At 32.8% G+C, this 14,614-nt stretch carries 17 protein-coding genes; 10 read left to right on the top strand and 7 right to left on the bottom strand.

Annotated elements, in window-relative coordinates:
- Positions 1–116: 116 nt before the first annotated feature.
- Positions 117–578 carry a hypothetical protein gene (locus ACJMLB_RS03905; protein WP_405323827.1) on the bottom strand — a complete coding sequence of 154 codons (462 nt, stop codon included), beginning with the start codon at positions 576–578 and terminating at the stop codon, positions 117–119.
- Between the two features lie 278 nt (positions 579–856).
- On the opposite strand from ACJMLB_RS03905, the gene ACJMLB_RS03900 reads away from it, so the two are divergent.
- The 4 genes from ACJMLB_RS03900 (at position 857) to ACJMLB_RS03885 (ending at position 3,392) form a co-directional block, all read left to right on the top strand.
- Positions 857–1,060 carry a hypothetical protein gene (locus ACJMLB_RS03900; protein WP_296856659.1) on the top strand — a complete coding sequence of 68 codons (204 nt, stop codon included), beginning with the start codon at positions 857–859 and terminating at the stop codon, positions 1,058–1,060.
- A gap of 275 nt (positions 1,061–1,335) precedes the next feature.
- Positions 1,336–2,091 (top strand): hypothetical protein, encoded by a 756-nt coding sequence (locus tag ACJMLB_RS03895; protein ID WP_405323825.1) that lies wholly within the window; start codon positions 1,336–1,338, stop codon positions 2,089–2,091.
- Positions 2,092–2,532: 441 nt separating this feature from the next.
- Complete coding sequence (locus ACJMLB_RS03890) at positions 2,533–2,730, top strand: hypothetical protein (protein WP_296856655.1); 198 nt, start codon at positions 2,533–2,535, stop codon at positions 2,728–2,730.
- The gene (locus ACJMLB_RS03885; RefSeq protein ID WP_296856653.1) at positions 2,712–3,392 is read left to right on the top strand and encodes a hypothetical protein; all 681 of its coding nucleotides are present in this window, start codon (positions 2,712–2,714) and stop codon (positions 3,390–3,392) included. The genes ACJMLB_RS03890 and ACJMLB_RS03885 overlap by 19 nt, the downstream gene beginning before the upstream one ends.
- A gap of 137 nt (positions 3,393–3,529) precedes the next feature.
- Here ACJMLB_RS03885 and ACJMLB_RS03880 read toward each other — a convergent pair whose 3' ends face one another.
- Entirely contained in the window at positions 3,530–3,733 is a 204-nt protein-coding gene (locus ACJMLB_RS03880; protein WP_292787827.1) for a histone family protein, read from the bottom strand.
- Between the two features lie 536 nt (positions 3,734–4,269).
- On the opposite strand from ACJMLB_RS03880, the gene hisG reads away from it, so the two are divergent.
- The 5 genes from hisG (at position 4,270) to pyrB (ending at position 7,501) form a co-directional block, all read left to right on the top strand.
- Positions 4,270–5,133 carry an ATP phosphoribosyltransferase gene (hisG, locus tag ACJMLB_RS03875; RefSeq protein ID WP_405323822.1) on the top strand — a complete coding sequence of 288 codons (864 nt, stop codon included), beginning with the start codon at positions 4,270–4,272 and terminating at the stop codon, positions 5,131–5,133.
- A 55-nt stretch (positions 5,134–5,188) separates the two neighbouring features.
- Positions 5,189–5,998: a fumarylacetoacetate hydrolase family protein gene (locus ACJMLB_RS03870; RefSeq protein WP_296856648.1), complete on the top strand. Its 810-nt coding sequence runs from the start codon at positions 5,189–5,191 to the stop codon at positions 5,996–5,998.
- A 100-nt stretch (positions 5,999–6,098) separates the two neighbouring features.
- Entirely contained in the window at positions 6,099–6,263 is a 165-nt protein-coding gene (locus ACJMLB_RS03865) for a hypothetical protein (RefSeq protein ID WP_296856646.1), read from the top strand.
- Positions 6,264–6,292: 29 nt separating this feature from the next.
- Positions 6,293–6,436 (top strand): hypothetical protein, encoded by a 144-nt coding sequence (locus ACJMLB_RS03860; protein WP_292787820.1) that lies wholly within the window; start codon positions 6,293–6,295, stop codon positions 6,434–6,436.
- A 141-nt stretch (positions 6,437–6,577) separates the two neighbouring features.
- Positions 6,578–7,501, top strand: coding sequence for an aspartate carbamoyltransferase (pyrB, locus tag ACJMLB_RS03855; RefSeq protein WP_296856663.1), 924 nt, complete (start codon positions 6,578–6,580; stop codon positions 7,499–7,501).
- Here pyrB and ACJMLB_RS03850 read toward each other — a convergent pair whose 3' ends face one another.
- The 5 genes from ACJMLB_RS03850 to ACJMLB_RS03830 all read right to left on the bottom strand — a co-directional run bounded on the left by ACJMLB_RS03850 (position 7,502) and on the right by ACJMLB_RS03830 (position 11,921).
- A complete protein-coding gene (locus ACJMLB_RS03850) occupies positions 7,502–7,873 on the bottom strand; it encodes a HEPN domain-containing protein (RefSeq protein ID WP_295607196.1) in 372 nt (123 codons plus the stop codon).
- On the bottom strand, positions 7,870–8,214 hold the full coding sequence (locus tag ACJMLB_RS03845) for a hypothetical protein (RefSeq protein WP_295607199.1): 345 nt from the start codon (positions 8,212–8,214) through the stop codon (positions 7,870–7,872). The genes ACJMLB_RS03850 and ACJMLB_RS03845 overlap by 4 nt, the downstream gene beginning before the upstream one ends.
- Before the next feature lie 18 nt (positions 8,215–8,232).
- On the bottom strand, positions 8,233–8,571 hold the full coding sequence (locus ACJMLB_RS03840; protein ID WP_295607202.1) for a hypothetical protein: 339 nt from the start codon (positions 8,569–8,571) through the stop codon (positions 8,233–8,235).
- Positions 8,572–8,819: 248 nt separating this feature from the next.
- The gene (locus ACJMLB_RS03835) at positions 8,820–11,114 is read right to left on the bottom strand and encodes an ABC transporter permease (RefSeq protein WP_295607205.1); all 2,295 of its coding nucleotides are present in this window, start codon (positions 11,112–11,114) and stop codon (positions 8,820–8,822) included.
- A 102-nt stretch (positions 11,115–11,216) separates the two neighbouring features.
- The gene (locus ACJMLB_RS03830; RefSeq protein WP_295607209.1) at positions 11,217–11,921 is read right to left on the bottom strand and encodes an ABC transporter ATP-binding protein; all 705 of its coding nucleotides are present in this window, start codon (positions 11,919–11,921) and stop codon (positions 11,217–11,219) included.
- A 328-nt stretch (positions 11,922–12,249) separates the two neighbouring features.
- Between ACJMLB_RS03830 and ACJMLB_RS03825 the strand changes: the two genes are divergently transcribed.
- On the top strand, positions 12,250–14,532 hold the full coding sequence (locus ACJMLB_RS03825; RefSeq protein WP_405323817.1) for an alkaline phosphatase family protein: 2,283 nt from the start codon (positions 12,250–12,252) through the stop codon (positions 14,530–14,532).
- Positions 14,533–14,614: the final 82 nt, after the last annotated feature.

Genomic DNA, 14,614 nt, shown 5'->3' with positions numbered 1-14,614 from the left:
TATTTTGAAAATTACGAAATGATTTTAATATTGACTCAATCTTATTAAAAAATATCCACAAGATCATCGCTTAAAGATAATATAATAATATAAAAAAAGAGTGAATAAGAATTAACTTATTCCAATGAATCAACAACTATTCTTGCAGGATTATCATCCACAGTCAAAGGATCTTCAGTTGATGGTCCTGAACTTGCAACTAAAATAGGAGTTCCTTTTCCATCATCACAGATGTAGAAAAATCCTTGAGCGTCTAAGTAAGTGTAAGCATATGGAGTTACATTAAAGCTTCCAGCTTGGAAAGCATCCTCGCTTACTAATTTACATCCAGTAGTTTCCAAAAGTGACATGAAAGAATCAACATCAGCTACTGAATCCAATTTATAAACAATAATAGGATGATCCTCATCAACTTGCATTGTCACCATTTCATCAGTCTTATCTGTCACTTGATATCCATCAGGAATGTCAAAGGTATAGTCACCTAATGACTCATAGTCATCTGCAGCTGCAATAGCTGTCATGCTTCCTACCAATATCAAAATCATTACGCTTAAAAATATGTTTTTGAATCTCATATAATCAGTCCTTTTTTAAAGCTGGTATTAATGATAATATTTCTTTAGAAATCCGTATAAATAATTTATTTTTTTTTAAGATTAATAAGACATTGCATAATGCTTTTATGGTCTTATATTTAGAACGATTGCTTTTTGAAAAAAACGATATATATTTAGTTAACTATTTATTACGAATAGTAAATCACTTATTTAAACCAACAAAGCTTATATAAGATTAAAATCATAATATAAGCAATCAATCATGCTTTAATAAGCAATTGAAAAGAGATGATACAATGGGAATATATGAAACAATTACACTAAGAAGCCACAGATTCGATAAAATCATAGAACTATTGGAAAATGCATGCGAAAAGTCCGATGATTTCAATGAAATTCAAGAATACTTTTCACTTATAAGGTGCATAGAGGAAGAAAGAAGCGCTAATCGCTCTAAAGCAAATAAGGATTTCGCAAATGAAATGGAAATGAATCTTTAGGCACTGTTGATATGATTCGGTGAAATTATTTTAATCTCATTATAATTTAATAATATCTTTAAAAAATTGTATAAAAGTTGTAAATTACGATTTAACTATTAAATAATAATTAAAATCGTCATTAAAAGTATTTAAATAAGATAAAATTCAAAATAAACATAAATATTAGTTTATGGAGGATTTTAAATTATATTCATGAAGAAAAAAATACAGGAGATAAAGACAAAATAGAAGATAAATATTTCAAGCAAAGCATCCCTGGATTAAATCGATTATTGAATGTACTTGGCATACCTGGGGAAATTGTTAAAATTCTTCCAAATGAATATCAGAACTATAGAGATGAAACCAAAACAATGGATCTGGTATTTGATTTGAAATCAAAGGAAACCTTAAATCTCGAATTTAAATCAACATATGTAAAAAAAGAGGACATAGAAAAATCTCTGGACTATGCAACGTATCTTAGAATAAAATACAAACAGAAAACAAACAGCTACTTCATCAGCACAGTACAGAAGAAAAATAACGAATACGAAGATGAGTGGCATAACGAAAACAAGTATAAAATTCCATTAAAGACTTTTAAGGAATTCAGTGGAGAAGAGCATCTGGAAAATTTAAAAAATCTATTGGAAAAGGGTGGAATAGATGATGAAACCCAGGAACTTAATGATCTATTGCTGATTCCATTTATGGAATCGGACAAATCACCTAAGGAATTGATTGTTGAATGCATTACATTAGCAAATCAGATAAGAACTGTAAACAGAGACAAATTAAATGACATTAAAAATTTATTATTGTTTCTAGCTACCAAATATACTGATACGGATGAAGAATTTGATGAAATAGAGAGGTTGGTGAAAATGGAAGGCGGAATGATACAAAACACAGTAAAACAAATGAAAAGAATATATGGAGAAAAAGGGATAGATAGTGTTGCAATAGAACTTGAAAAAATCGGAATAGAATCAGAACTTATAGAAAAAGTAACAGATAAAGCAAAAAAAGAAATACAAAAGCAATGAAAAAAGAAATTAATATGATTAAAATAATAAAATGATTGAGATTTAAAGACTTGTGAAGAAATTACTTTTTTAGGAGATTGCATTATTTTAATCATATCGTGTTTTTGTGTGTGTTATGATTTGTGTTTTAAGAGCGATAAATAAAATGTCTTTAGCAATAAAATTGCATATTAAGGAGGGTATCGTTTTTAAAAAAAGAAATTTTAGAAATGATTAAAATTTCTTCTTTAGAAAAAATATAACGATTGTTATATTTCTCTATACTATAATATAACAATTGTTATATTTAAATGTTTCGATAAATTAATTTCATTTGGAAAAATTGTTTTAATTTCGTTATAATATTAAAAAACATTTGAAATCTCATATTTAAAAAAACTAATCCATTTAAATAAGATAAACTTTAAACTAGGGTTATTTATAGATTATCTTGGCGAAAAAATGAAAAATAATGAAAAAACAGATTTAGAAAAAACTGAAGACAAGTACTTTTGCCTTCTATATCCTGGAATAAACACCATTCTTGAAAAATTTGGATTTCCATATAAAATAGTGAGACCATGTCCAACCAAAATCGTAACATATGATGGAAAGGAAAGAATGGCAGATTTCTTTGGGAATTGGACAATGAGGACATAATTAGTTTAGAGGCACACTCAACTGCAATAAGAAAGGAAGATAAGGAAAAATTTTTTGACTATGCATGTTATATGAGCACCAAATATCGAAGAAAAGTCCACACATTAGTCCTCAACACTCATTATAAGGACAATGATGAGCTTATTTTCAATTGGCACAACAATGACGGGTTTACTATACCTTATAAATCGTTTAAGACCTTGGATGGTGATAAAACTATAAATAATATAAGTTTGAAAAATAAAAACAACGAAGAGCTTAGCAAATCAGAAATAGGGGATTTAAGAATACTTACATTCATGAAATCAAAAAGATCACCTAAAGAATTGCTAATCAAATCAATCGATCTTACAGTCGATGCAAAAATGAATGAAACAGAAAAGTTACACACAGCAGTTCTCCAATCATTTTTAGCTAAAAAATTCATAACCGATAATGAAGAATATAAGGAAGTGATGAAAATGATAGATGAAAGTGCACTGGATTTTAAAGGAATACTGGGAAGAAGAGACCGAATATACTATGAAGAAGGGCAAAAATCAAGAAACTACCAAATAGCAAAAGACCTCATAAAAGAAGGACTAGACGATGAAACAATAAAAAGAATAACAAAACTAAACCAAAAAGAGTATGAAAAACTAAAACAACAATGCTCAAAATAAATCTTAAAAAAACAGTACTAGAAAAAAATGTAAAAAAATATAAAAAAACAGTAAAAAAACAAAAGACTTATCACTAACACGTAGTGATAAGAATTTTGGTCCAGGTTTTGCGCTCCGAAGGAGCGGAAAAGCTGGGTCTATAATTCGCTAATAGCTAATTCGATGTCTTCAGCTTTAACGGTTTTACGTTTTGCTAATTCTGCGAATTTAATAGCTTTTTTAGCAACTTTAGCAGCTTGTGCTTCTACGTAAGCGTTTAATTCTTTTTTAGCGTCTTCGCTTACTCTTTCAGCACCAGCATCTTTAATGATTCTTCCGATAGGAGCTACAGGAATTGCCATAAATATCATTCTCCATAATTTTATTTTAAAAAACTATACTTATTACTAATGCAATAATTAGTGTAAGCTTATTCAGAGTTCATATTTTTAAAAAATACTAGCTGAACAAGCTTTTTTTCATAAGTACAATAATATCTTAATATTTACTACTATATAAAGGTTTCTAAAAAATAGCCCTTATAACGCCCTTAATTAACAAAATATGATATATTAGAATATAGAATTTGAATTCAGTAATTGTAATGATTTATAATTAAAAATCATAAACTATATATACAACAAATAAAATTCTAACTATTCATATGGCATATAAAAAATTAGTTTATTAAAACTCAAACTAAACAAAAGTAAAAATTAATTTTTTACATATTACAAATGATTAAAAAATATTGAAATTTTTCAAAAATCAACTATGTGAAAAAATTCAATAAATTGATTAATATTATATAGAAATAAAACTAAAATAATTGTAGATAAAAAATATCAATAGCTTTGATAATAAGCTAGTCTTTAGATAAAACAATATGGATGAAATCATGAAACTTAAAATTGCAGTGCCGTCTAAGGGCAGAATCAGTGATCCTGCAGTAAGAATCCTGGAAAAGGCAGGACTTGGCCTCAAGGACAGCTCAAACAGAAAATTATTCTCACAAACTTACAACGAAGACATAGACGTGATGTTTGCACGTGCTGCAGACATTCCTGAATTTGTGGATGAAGGAATCTGTGATATGGGAATCACAGGATACGATCTCATAGAGGAAAACGATGCAGATGTTGAAATACTCTTGGATTTGAACTTTGGAGCAACAAAATTAGTTCTCGCTTCACCTGATGACAGTGAAATAGAAACAAAGGAAGACCTAAAAGACGGAATGACAATAGCTACAGAGTTCCCAAATCTCACTAGAAAGTACCTAGAGGAAAACAACTTGGACATCAAGATTGTAAAGCTTACAGGATCAACTGAAATAGCTCCATTCATTGGAATAGCTGATGCAATCACAGACCTTACAAGCACAGGAACTACACTCAACATGAACCATTTGAAGATTGTTGATACAATACTTGAAAGCTCAATAAAATTAATAGCTAACAAGAACTCATATGAAGAGAAGAAGGATCTTGTGGAAGCTGTAAGCACCTCCATTCAAGGTGTGCTTGAAGCTGGAAGAAAGAAATTGCTTATGATGAATGTAGCTAAAAAGGACCTATGTGAAGTTCAAAAGGTCATGCCTGCAATGAGCGGACCAACCGTATCTGAAGTGTTGTCAAAAGAGGAAACAATGGCAGTTCAGGCAGTGGTGGCTGAAGATGAAGTGTTCGAGCTTGTAAACAAGCTTAGAAATGCAGGAGCACGTGACATTCTTGTAGTTCCAATAGAAAGAATCATTCAATGATTAAAAATAATTTTTTAATGGTTAAATTTTATTATTATTTATTTTCAGTGATTTAATGAAATTCCTAAGATTCAAGAACAAGGCCGACAGTCTAAATGAAGATAAAGAAATAAAATCAGGTTTCCTAGACGATGAAGGTAAGGTCATCGAACTAAATGGAGACATTCTAGACTACTTCAATAAGGACATAAAATTCATTTTATACAATATGGTATCATCACACGGCTTAGATGACATTGAAATACTATCCCCAACTGAACCGTCTAAAATAGTCTGCATTGGCCTCAATTACAAGGATCATGCAAAGGAATTGAATCTAGACCTACCTGAAAGCCCTGTAATATTCATAAAGCCATCCACTACAGTAAATAGAACAGACAACATAATCATCTATCCTAATGTGTCAAAGCAAATAGATTATGAAGGAGAGCTTGCGGTTGTAATAGGAAAAACAACCAAACAAGTTAGTATAGAAGAAGCGGATGATTGCATCTTCGGATACACAATAATAAATGACGTTACAGCAAGGGACTTCACCCTTGGAGATGGCCAATGGACAAGAGGAAAAAGCTGTGACGGCTTTGCTCCAATGGGACCATATATAGAAACAGACCTTGACCCATTGAATCAAAAGATCATAACCAAGGTAAATGGAGAAACAAAGCAAAACTCAAGCACTTCACAAATGATCTTCTCTCCACAGGAAATCATCTCATACGTTTCACAGACAATGACATTGAATCCAGGAGATGTGATAGCTACAGGAACACCTCCAGGTGTAGGTGAAATGAAGGCAGATTCAATAGTTGAAGTGACAATAGAAGACATTGGAACATTAAAGAGCTATTTAATCAAAGAAGAATGAACAAAATTGAATAAAATAGATAAATTATTATAATACTTTAGAAATATTATAAAACAGAACACCTTTTTCAAAAAGGAGTTCTTAAAAAAGAGGTGAAAATATGGAATTAAATAAAATTTGTTTATGTGCGATCGTATTATTCTTTTTATTCCCAATAATAGGATTCTTTATGCACCACTTTTGGAAAATGTTAATTTTAGGAATCATCATTTCCATTATTGTTGGAATCATCGGATGGTTCAAAGGAGACGAAATAGCTCCTTAAGTGTCCTTTTTATATAGCCTGGTGAAAACATGATTATAGAGATCATAATAATAGCTATACTATTGATGATTATATTTGGGCTATTGAAATGGATGATGAAAATCGGCATGAAAGTGTTTATCATAGCAATTCTTGTATTCATCATCATGGCATTGCTAGGATACATATTCTAAAACATGTGAAAGAATTAAAAGGTTTTTAATCTAATTAAAAACTTTTTTTCATTTTTTTTAAAGTAAAATTAATATTTCTATTTTTTTCTTTTTATTTATAAGACCACTATTCCAAGTGTAAAATTTAAGGAGCGTAATAATATATTTGGCCATGAAAACCTTATTTCATTAAAGGATTTTGAAAAGGATGAAATTGAATTCATCTTAGATGAAGCAAGCAAACTTGAAGATGTTGCTAAATCAAAGAAGTTATCCAGAGAGCTTGAAGGAAAAATATTAGGACTCTTATTCTACGAACCTTCCACAAGAACAAGACTTTCCTTTGAAGCCTCCATGAAAAGACTTGGAGGGGAATGCATTGAACTTGGGGACACATCAATCAGTTCAGTGGCTAAAGGTGAAAGCATAGCAGATACAGCAAAGATGTTTGAATCATACTGTGATGCAATTGTAATAAGACACGACCTTGAAGGAGTGTCACGTTTCCTCTCAGATATCGTGGATGTTCCAATCATAAATGCAGGTGACGGTGCAGGCCAACACCCAACCCAGACATTATTGGACCTTTACACAATCAAAAAGCACTTCGGAAAAATAGACGGATTGAACATAGCGCTTCTTGGAGACTTAAAATACGGCCGTACCGTACATTCACTCTCATACGCTTTGGGAATGTATGATGTTGAGATGACATTTGTCTCACCGGACCAGCTTAAGATGCCTAAGGAAACATTGCATGACCTTGAAGAGAACAATATCAAGTTCAAGGAAACAAACAACCTTAAGGATGTCATTGATGATGTTGATGTCCTCTACGTTACCAGAATCCAAAAGGAAAGGTTCCCAGACGAAGAGGAATATGAAGAGATCAAGGGAGCTTACCTGATCAATAAGGAATTGCTTGAAGGAAAGGACCTTATTGTAATGCACCCACTACCAAGAATAGATGAGATTGCATATGATGTTGACGATACAAAGTACAACAAGTACTTTGAACAGGCTGCAAATGCAATTCCAGTAAGAATGGCTATCCTAAGAAACTTGATTACTCATAGGTATGAGTAATTACCTTTTACTTTTTTTATTTAAATTATTCAATAATATAATTATTTCATTATAGATTTCTTCACTGACACCTACATTTTTCATATAGAATTTGCTATCATAATCGGCGTAATTCCTAAATCTTCTTATTTTTCTCAAGTTTTCACCTAAAGCCTTCTCATCACCATAAGATTTTTCCAATTCATTTATTAGAAATGAATGAGAATCATTCGAAGGAACTGTTCTTTGATATTTATCTTCATAATAATTCTTCACTAATCCAAAAGCTGCATAATAAAAACGGCCTACAGCAGAACGTTGATACTCTTCCTTTTTGGAAATATTTTTCATACAGTTTCCAACATCATAAAATTTATCCCAAGTGAAAGTCAAAACAATACCTCCACTAACAGCAAACGCTTTACCTTGCAGTTAGAGACTTTCAAGCCATCTATTTCCCTTTCTAAATCATGCAACTTTTTACGATTGCTTTTGAATTCCTTTTCATCACCATGAATGCATAGCATCAAATCTTCCAAATCCTTTATTTCCGGATCTGTTGCATATGATAATGAATAGAAATAATCTGGAAAATAAGATTCAAGCAAAGGATAGACTTTCTCAATTAATTCCAATAATCCAGTATTTGAACGAATAAAATCAATAATCTCTTTTTGATTGATTAATTTAAAATTATCTAATATGCAATCTCTTTTATTTTCTTCAATTAACATACTATCACTTGTATCAAATCATATATCAACTAAAAGCAATGGCTTAACATTGCAATTAGAAACTTTCAATTTCTCTATTTCATTTTCCAATTCTTTTAATCTCAAACAATCCTCATCATAAACCTTTTCATCACCATTGATAAATAGCATGATATGCTCGAGATTGATAATTTCAGGATCTATTGAATATAATAAACAATAAGAATATTTTGGAAAATAGATTTTTAGCAAAGGATATGCTTTTTCTATTAATTCCAATAAGCCATTGTGAGAATTAATAAAATCAATTATTTCATCACGATTTACTAACTTAAAATTATCCAATACACACCCCTTATTGTTTTCATGGATTAACAAAATATCACCTTTTTAAAAATTAATTAAAATTGTTTATTTCTTAAATAAAAGTTTAAAAAAAGTTATATTTAAAGTTAACTAAACAAAACAGTATTTTTAACAAAATTAAATCAATATTATAGTAATATAGTAAAATTAGAGTGATTTAAACAGATATAGTTTTATATAGTAAACCATGCTAAATGTTTTAAAAAAGGAAAATGTAAAATAAATAAAAAAAGAAAAAAATATGGAATAAAACCCTAAATCTATTCATTGCTCTTCAAGGATTCAACCATATTCACCTTCTTGATCTTTCTTGAAAATGCCAAGTTGACAAGAACAGACAATCCAAAGGTAATGAGGAAACTGACTATGAAGTTCCATAAGTAAATGTTGATTGGGAAGCAATACTCATCACCAGTTGACCCCATCATGATGCCCATCAAAACATAAGCTCCAGGAATAGCTAGAATAAATCCAATAGTTGAGAACCATAGGTTTTGAGTTAACAAAAGCCTTCTCAAGCTTTTTGAGTTGAATCCAAGAACCTTGAGTGTCGCAAGCTCCCTTTGAATCTCAGTGAATGACAATAGACCTAAATTGTACAATACCACAACTGCCAAGACAATTGCAAAGGTAGTGAGGACACTGACCATCAAGTCCAATGCTTCAGTCATTGTGTTCCATCCCTTCCTGATGTCTTCACTTGTTGTAATGCTGCTTACTCCAGTATAGTTTTCTTTCACGTTCTTTTTGGTCAATACAACATTTGTGCTGTAGTTGTAGTCATCCCCTCCAATCTCATCAAAGACTTCAGGAGACATTATCAATCCTTGGCCAAAAGGAATTGAGTATGTTTCTGTAATCTCTGAATCAATCCATTTAGGGTTTCCTGCAACATGCCATCTTACCTTATCCCCAACCTTCAATCCGAGGACTTCAGCCATCTTGTCTGAAATGGCTATTCCATCAGGATCAAGATGCATATAGTTTCTATTGGCATCTGTTACCTTGTAATACTCTGAATCGTTCATTACCGTAAGGGTTCCTGTCTTCTTGATTCCCTTATACTTCAACTCAATGGCCTCTTCCCGGATTCCTTCACCGCCAGTCTCATCCAGGATATGATCCAATTGTGAATCTGTGATGTTTTCTTCTAATAATAGCTTTGAATTGAAGTTATAGATTTGATTGTACTGCCAATCCTCAACATCATTGATTGAATCGACCATTCCGAATGCAGACATTACCAAAAGGGCACATGCAAATACACCGAAAACGCTCATTATCGCTCTGGTCTTGTTCCTTTTTGCATCCCTATAGTTCCATCTTTCATTGAAGCTGAATCTTTCCCAAATCTTGGTTCTTTCAATAAGGCCGGAACTTACAAGTTTTGGAGCCTTTGGCCTGATTGTTTCTGAAGGATTCTCATCGCTGATTCCCTTTACTGAAATGTAGCTTATCAATACAGAAGAGACTACCATAAGTCCTGCAACAGCAAAGAAGCTGATGTCCCATGAAGGTCCCCAGCGAGGAAGCGAATAGGTAGATGACATTGTTGGATAGAATAGATAAGGTATGGTCAAAGGCCCTACAACAAGACCTATAACAGAACCGCTTAATGACAATACGAATCCATAAGAGAGATAGTGAAGGATTATTGACTTGTTGCTGTATCCCATTGCCTTTAAGGTTCCTATCTGCATCCTCTGAGCTGAAATGACACGGGACATTGTTGTTACCAAAGTCAAAAGTGATACAAGAACGAAAATGGCTGGAAATATTCCTGAAAACATCTGGTGTTGGGATATCTCATCCTGCAATGTCTTTATCCCAACATTATTGTCACGGTCGACATACTGAACATAGGCCTTTTGGCCCAATTTATCCTCCAATGCAGACTTGAAGTCCTTCTCATCCAATTCCTCATAGCCATCAAGAGCTATTGTATTATACACAATGTCAAAATCAGCGCCTTTAGATGGGATGTAAGCAAAGCCCACTTGAGAAAAGTCAGGAAGCAAGCTACCTTCCTGGATATAATAGACATATTCCGGAGAATACATTATTCCCCTAACTGTTTTAGACACCTTATTTCCATCGAACTTTAAGGTGATCTTATCTCCAATATCCAATTTACGGCCATCTGCAAACCTTTTGTCAATCCAAATTCCTTCCTCATCATTAGGGTCAAAGTCTTTCCCCTTGAAAAGGTAGAATTTGGATATGTTTTGATTTCCCTCTACAACATGCAAAGTAATCTCTGGGTCTGATGAGTAATTGGCAACCGTATCCACTACCATCTCCCTTTGGGCATCCTTGATTTCTTCCATGGATTTAATATCGGAAAATACATCGTCACTTATTTCCTCTCCATAGATCCACCCATCAGCTAGGTTTGTATTCTCATAATAGCTGTTTGATACATCCACCATACCTACAACTTCACCGCTAATTCCTGTAAATGCAAAGACTCCTATAAGAGCCATTAAAAAGATAGAGAGAAACTGGGCCTTATGATCCTTGAAATCACGTAGCATTTTCCTATATAGCATTTTCATATTATCACTTTTTTAAAAATAGAGGAACTAACATCAATAATTTATCACTTTAAAAATAGAGTGAATCAACACTCTACATATCTCTAATTGAAATAAAAATTCTTACCACTCTATCTCATGTATATCCAAGGGATTTTCATTGACAGTGATGCTTTCAATCTTTCCGTTTTTGATTCTAATCAGCTTGTCTGCAGCTTCGGCCAATTTTGAGTTGTGGGTTACAATTACTACAGTTGTGTCCTTTTCATGGCACTTGTTTTGAAGCAATGAAAGAATCAATACACCTGTATTGGAATCAAGCGCTCCAGTGGGCTCATCACATAAGAGCATCGCAGGCTCCTTTGCCAAAGCCCTTGCAATTGACACCCTTTGCTGTTCACCACCTGACAATTGGGCAGGGAATTGATTTCCATGGCCACTAAGGCCAACGGATTCAAGAATCAGATCACCTTTAACATCAATATCTGTGATATCCTTCATCAATTCAACATTTTCCTTTGCTGTCAAGTTTGGAATCAGGTTATAAAACTGAAATATGAAACCAACGCTTTTGGCTCTGTATTTGGTAAGCTCATCATCATCAAAATCTACAATGTTTTGCCCGTCAACTATTATCTTTCCGCTTGTAGCTGAATCCAAGCCACCTAGCAGATTCAATAAGGTGGATTTACCTGCACCGGATGGACCTAAAATAACAACGAATTCCCCTTTTTCAATCTTAAGGCTTAAGTTATCCAAGGCCTTCAATTCATGGTCTCCGCTTTTATAGATTCTGGATACGTTTTCAAATTCTATCATTGTTGACATGTCAACCCTCATTTTAATGATTAATTAACAAGATTTTATCAAATTAAATTGTTCTCATCATAAAGTTTGTTTCTTAAATTATATAAATTTTTAGGTATACCAAAATATTATATGATATGAACACTCAATTTTATTTCGAATGAATTATAAATCTCTAAAAAAATATTTTATACAATCTTTTAAACAATATAAAACTTCCCATTAATATTATAGAAAGAATACTTAATATACTTAACAATTCAACTAAAAAAATATTTAATAAAATAAAAATCATATATTAGGATAGGAAGATAAACTTTTTATAATAAATTCAAACAGGCATCATATTATGACTAGCACAATAAGAGAAGAGATAAAGAAAATCATTTATTTTATCGTTTACTTGATTCTAGAGGTAAGCATATTCTTCATCATAACTAAAACCCTTGGAGGAATATCAATACCAAACTTCAGAACCGCATTCATAGTCATAATACTCCTTTCTTTAGTAAACGCCATATTATGGCCTCTTTTAAGCTATTTTTCACTGAGATTCATTGTGGTTACACTTGGATTCGGAACATTCCTTATCGACGGAATACTCCTTTACTTCATAAGCCTATTCATTCCTGGAGTTTACATCAGTGGAATATCCTTATTTTCCGTTCCACTGCTGATTGGACTCATATCCTCTCTTGTTTCACTTGTATTGAACATTGATGATGACAATAGCTATTACCACAACATCTTGGAAAAGGAAATGAAGGCAATCTACACCGAAGCTAATGAGAAGGAAGGTTTCATATTCCTTGAAATAGATGGGCTTTCCCATCATACATTAAGAAAGGCATTGGAAAATGGAGACATGCCTACCTTATCCAAATGGCTAAGTGATGGAAGCCATAAGCTTGCAAGATGGGAAACAGACTTGTCAAGCCAGACATCCTCATCACAGGCAGGGATACTTCATGGAAACAACAATAACATTCCAGCATTCCGTTGGGTCGAAAAGGAAAAGGACAATCGCATAATATCCTCTAACGGAAGGACTAACTCTGAACTCATTGAAAAGAGAATATCAAATGGAAAAGGCCTGCTTTCAAACAATGGAGCAAGCAGAAGCAATCTCTTTTCAGGGGATGCAACAGACCACATATTGACTTTCAGCAAATTCGCAATTTCCAAAGCAATCAAGTCAAGAAGCTGGTATTACCTATACTCAAAGCCTTATGCAATCACAAGAATCCTGATACTCTTCATATATGACATGATCATGGAATTTGCATCAAGGATGAGACATTTGTTCAAGAACATACAGCCTAGATTGAAGTGGAGAGGATTTGCATACTATGTGGCACGGGCAGGTGCAAATGTGGCCATGAGAGAAATTACAACACTCACCTTAATTGGGGATATCCTTGCTGGAAACCACAATGTGATTTATGCAACATATATGGGCTATGATGAAATAGCTCACCATTCAGGAGTTGAGGATTACGATTCATTTTATGCACTTAGGCAAATAGACAGGCAATTCAAGCGTTTGGAAAAGGCAATGGAAAAATCTGCCAGAACCTACAAGATAATTGTATTGTCAGACCATGGCCAATCCAATGGATTCACATTCAAGGAAAAATACGGTGAAAGCTTGAATGATTTGGTAAAGGATCTCTTGCCTGATGACATTACAGTTCACAGTATTCTTCACTCAAATGATGACCACTTTAGGGAAAAATACTCTCTAAAGCCATATGTTGAAGACAATCTTGAAAAGGTGGATAGAAGAATTGAAAAATCCATAGACAACACAAAAGAAAAAATAGACACAAGAATAGACAACACCAAGGAAAGAATAGACAACACAAAAGAAAAAATAGACACAAGAATTGATAATACAAGGGAAAGAATAGATTCAAGGCTTGACTTTGAAATAAGCCCACGTGAAAAGTTCAATGAGATAAAAAACAACTCCTCAACCTTAGAGTATTTCAATAAACTGAAAAGCGAAAGAAGTTTCCTAAACAGCGATGAGCCATTCGCCAAAAGACTTAATAACATTTCAACTGACTTGAACTTGAATATGCAATTTTCAAAAAAGACAAAAGTGAGTGAGAAAACCGCTCAAACATTGGTTCTCGCTTCTGGAAATTTAGGATTGATTTATTTTACAGACTGGTCCAATAGAATGACATATGAGCAGATAGAGGATGCATTTCCTGGACTCATCAGTGGATTAGCCCATCATGAAGGAATAGGATTCGTTATGGTGAAATCTGAGATATATGATACAATAGTGTTTTCAGATGATGATGTGCTTTACCTTGACACAGAAGAGTATTATGGAAATCATTTCCTCGACAGGTTTGGAGAAAACACCATCAGAAAGCTTAAAAGAACAGATGGATTCGCACATGTGCCAGACATTTTGGTAAACAGTGCATATGACATTGACAGTGATGAGGTCTATGCATTTGAGGAATTGATCGGAAGCCACGGAGGTGCTGGAGGAAACCAGCAATATCCATTCATCCTATATCCAAGTGAATGGTCATTGGAAGAGGAAATATTGGGTGCTGAAAATGTATATAAGTTCTTTAAAAGTGAAATGGAAAAGTCCTGGAATGAAAAATAGAATAAAAAAGAATTAGGTCTTTTTTAAAATAACTAATCAATAAAACCAACTATTTTTTTAAATTAAATCAAGTTTAATACCT

Origin of the sequence: Methanobrevibacter sp. (genome assembly GCF_045114555.1) — an archaeon.
Taxonomy (GTDB): domain Archaea; phylum Methanobacteriota; class Methanobacteria; order Methanobacteriales; family Methanobacteriaceae; genus Methanobrevibacter.
The sequence above is the reverse complement of the archived record's forward strand: the minus strand, read 5'-3'. Positions and strand labels throughout refer to the sequence as shown.

What these genes read in the sequence shown, in the direction of transcription:
- ACJMLB_RS03905 (WP_405323827.1), bottom strand. Translation starts at nt 578, where the DNA reads ATGAGATTCAAAAACATATTTTTAAGCGTAATGATTTTGATATTGGTA.
- ACJMLB_RS03900 (WP_296856659.1), top strand. Translation starts at nt 857, where the DNA reads ATGGGAATATATGAAACAATTACACTAAGAAGCCACAGATTCGATAAA.
- ACJMLB_RS03890 (WP_296856655.1), top strand. Translation starts at nt 2,533, where the DNA reads ATGAAAAATAATGAAAAAACAGATTTAGAAAAAACTGAAGACAAGTAC.
- ACJMLB_RS03880 (WP_292787827.1), bottom strand. Translation starts at nt 3,733, where the DNA reads ATGGCAATTCCTGTAGCTCCTATCGGAAGAATCATTAAAGATGCTGGT.
- hisG (WP_405323822.1), top strand. Translation starts at nt 4,270, where the DNA reads ATGAAACTTAAAATTGCAGTGCCGTCTAAGGGCAGAATCAGTGATCCT.
- ACJMLB_RS03870 (WP_296856648.1), top strand. Translation starts at nt 5,189, where the DNA reads ATGAAATTCCTAAGATTCAAGAACAAGGCCGACAGTCTAAATGAAGAT.
- ACJMLB_RS03865 (WP_296856646.1), top strand. Translation starts at nt 6,099, where the DNA reads ATGGAATTAAATAAAATTTGTTTATGTGCGATCGTATTATTCTTTTTA.
- ACJMLB_RS03860 (WP_292787820.1), top strand. Translation starts at nt 6,293, where the DNA reads ATGATTATAGAGATCATAATAATAGCTATACTATTGATGATTATATTT.
- ACJMLB_RS03845 (WP_295607199.1), bottom strand. Translation starts at nt 8,214, where the DNA reads ATGTTAATTGAAGAAAATAAAAGAGATTGCATATTAGATAATTTTAAA.
- ACJMLB_RS03835 (WP_295607205.1), bottom strand. Translation starts at nt 11,114, where the DNA reads ATGAAAATGCTATATAGGAAAATGCTACGTGATTTCAAGGATCATAAG.
- ACJMLB_RS03830 (WP_295607209.1), bottom strand. Translation starts at nt 11,921, where the DNA reads ATGTCAACAATGATAGAATTTGAAAACGTATCCAGAATCTATAAAAGC.
- ACJMLB_RS03825 (WP_405323817.1), top strand. Translation starts at nt 12,250, where the DNA reads ATGACTAGCACAATAAGAGAAGAGATAAAGAAAATCATTTATTTTATC.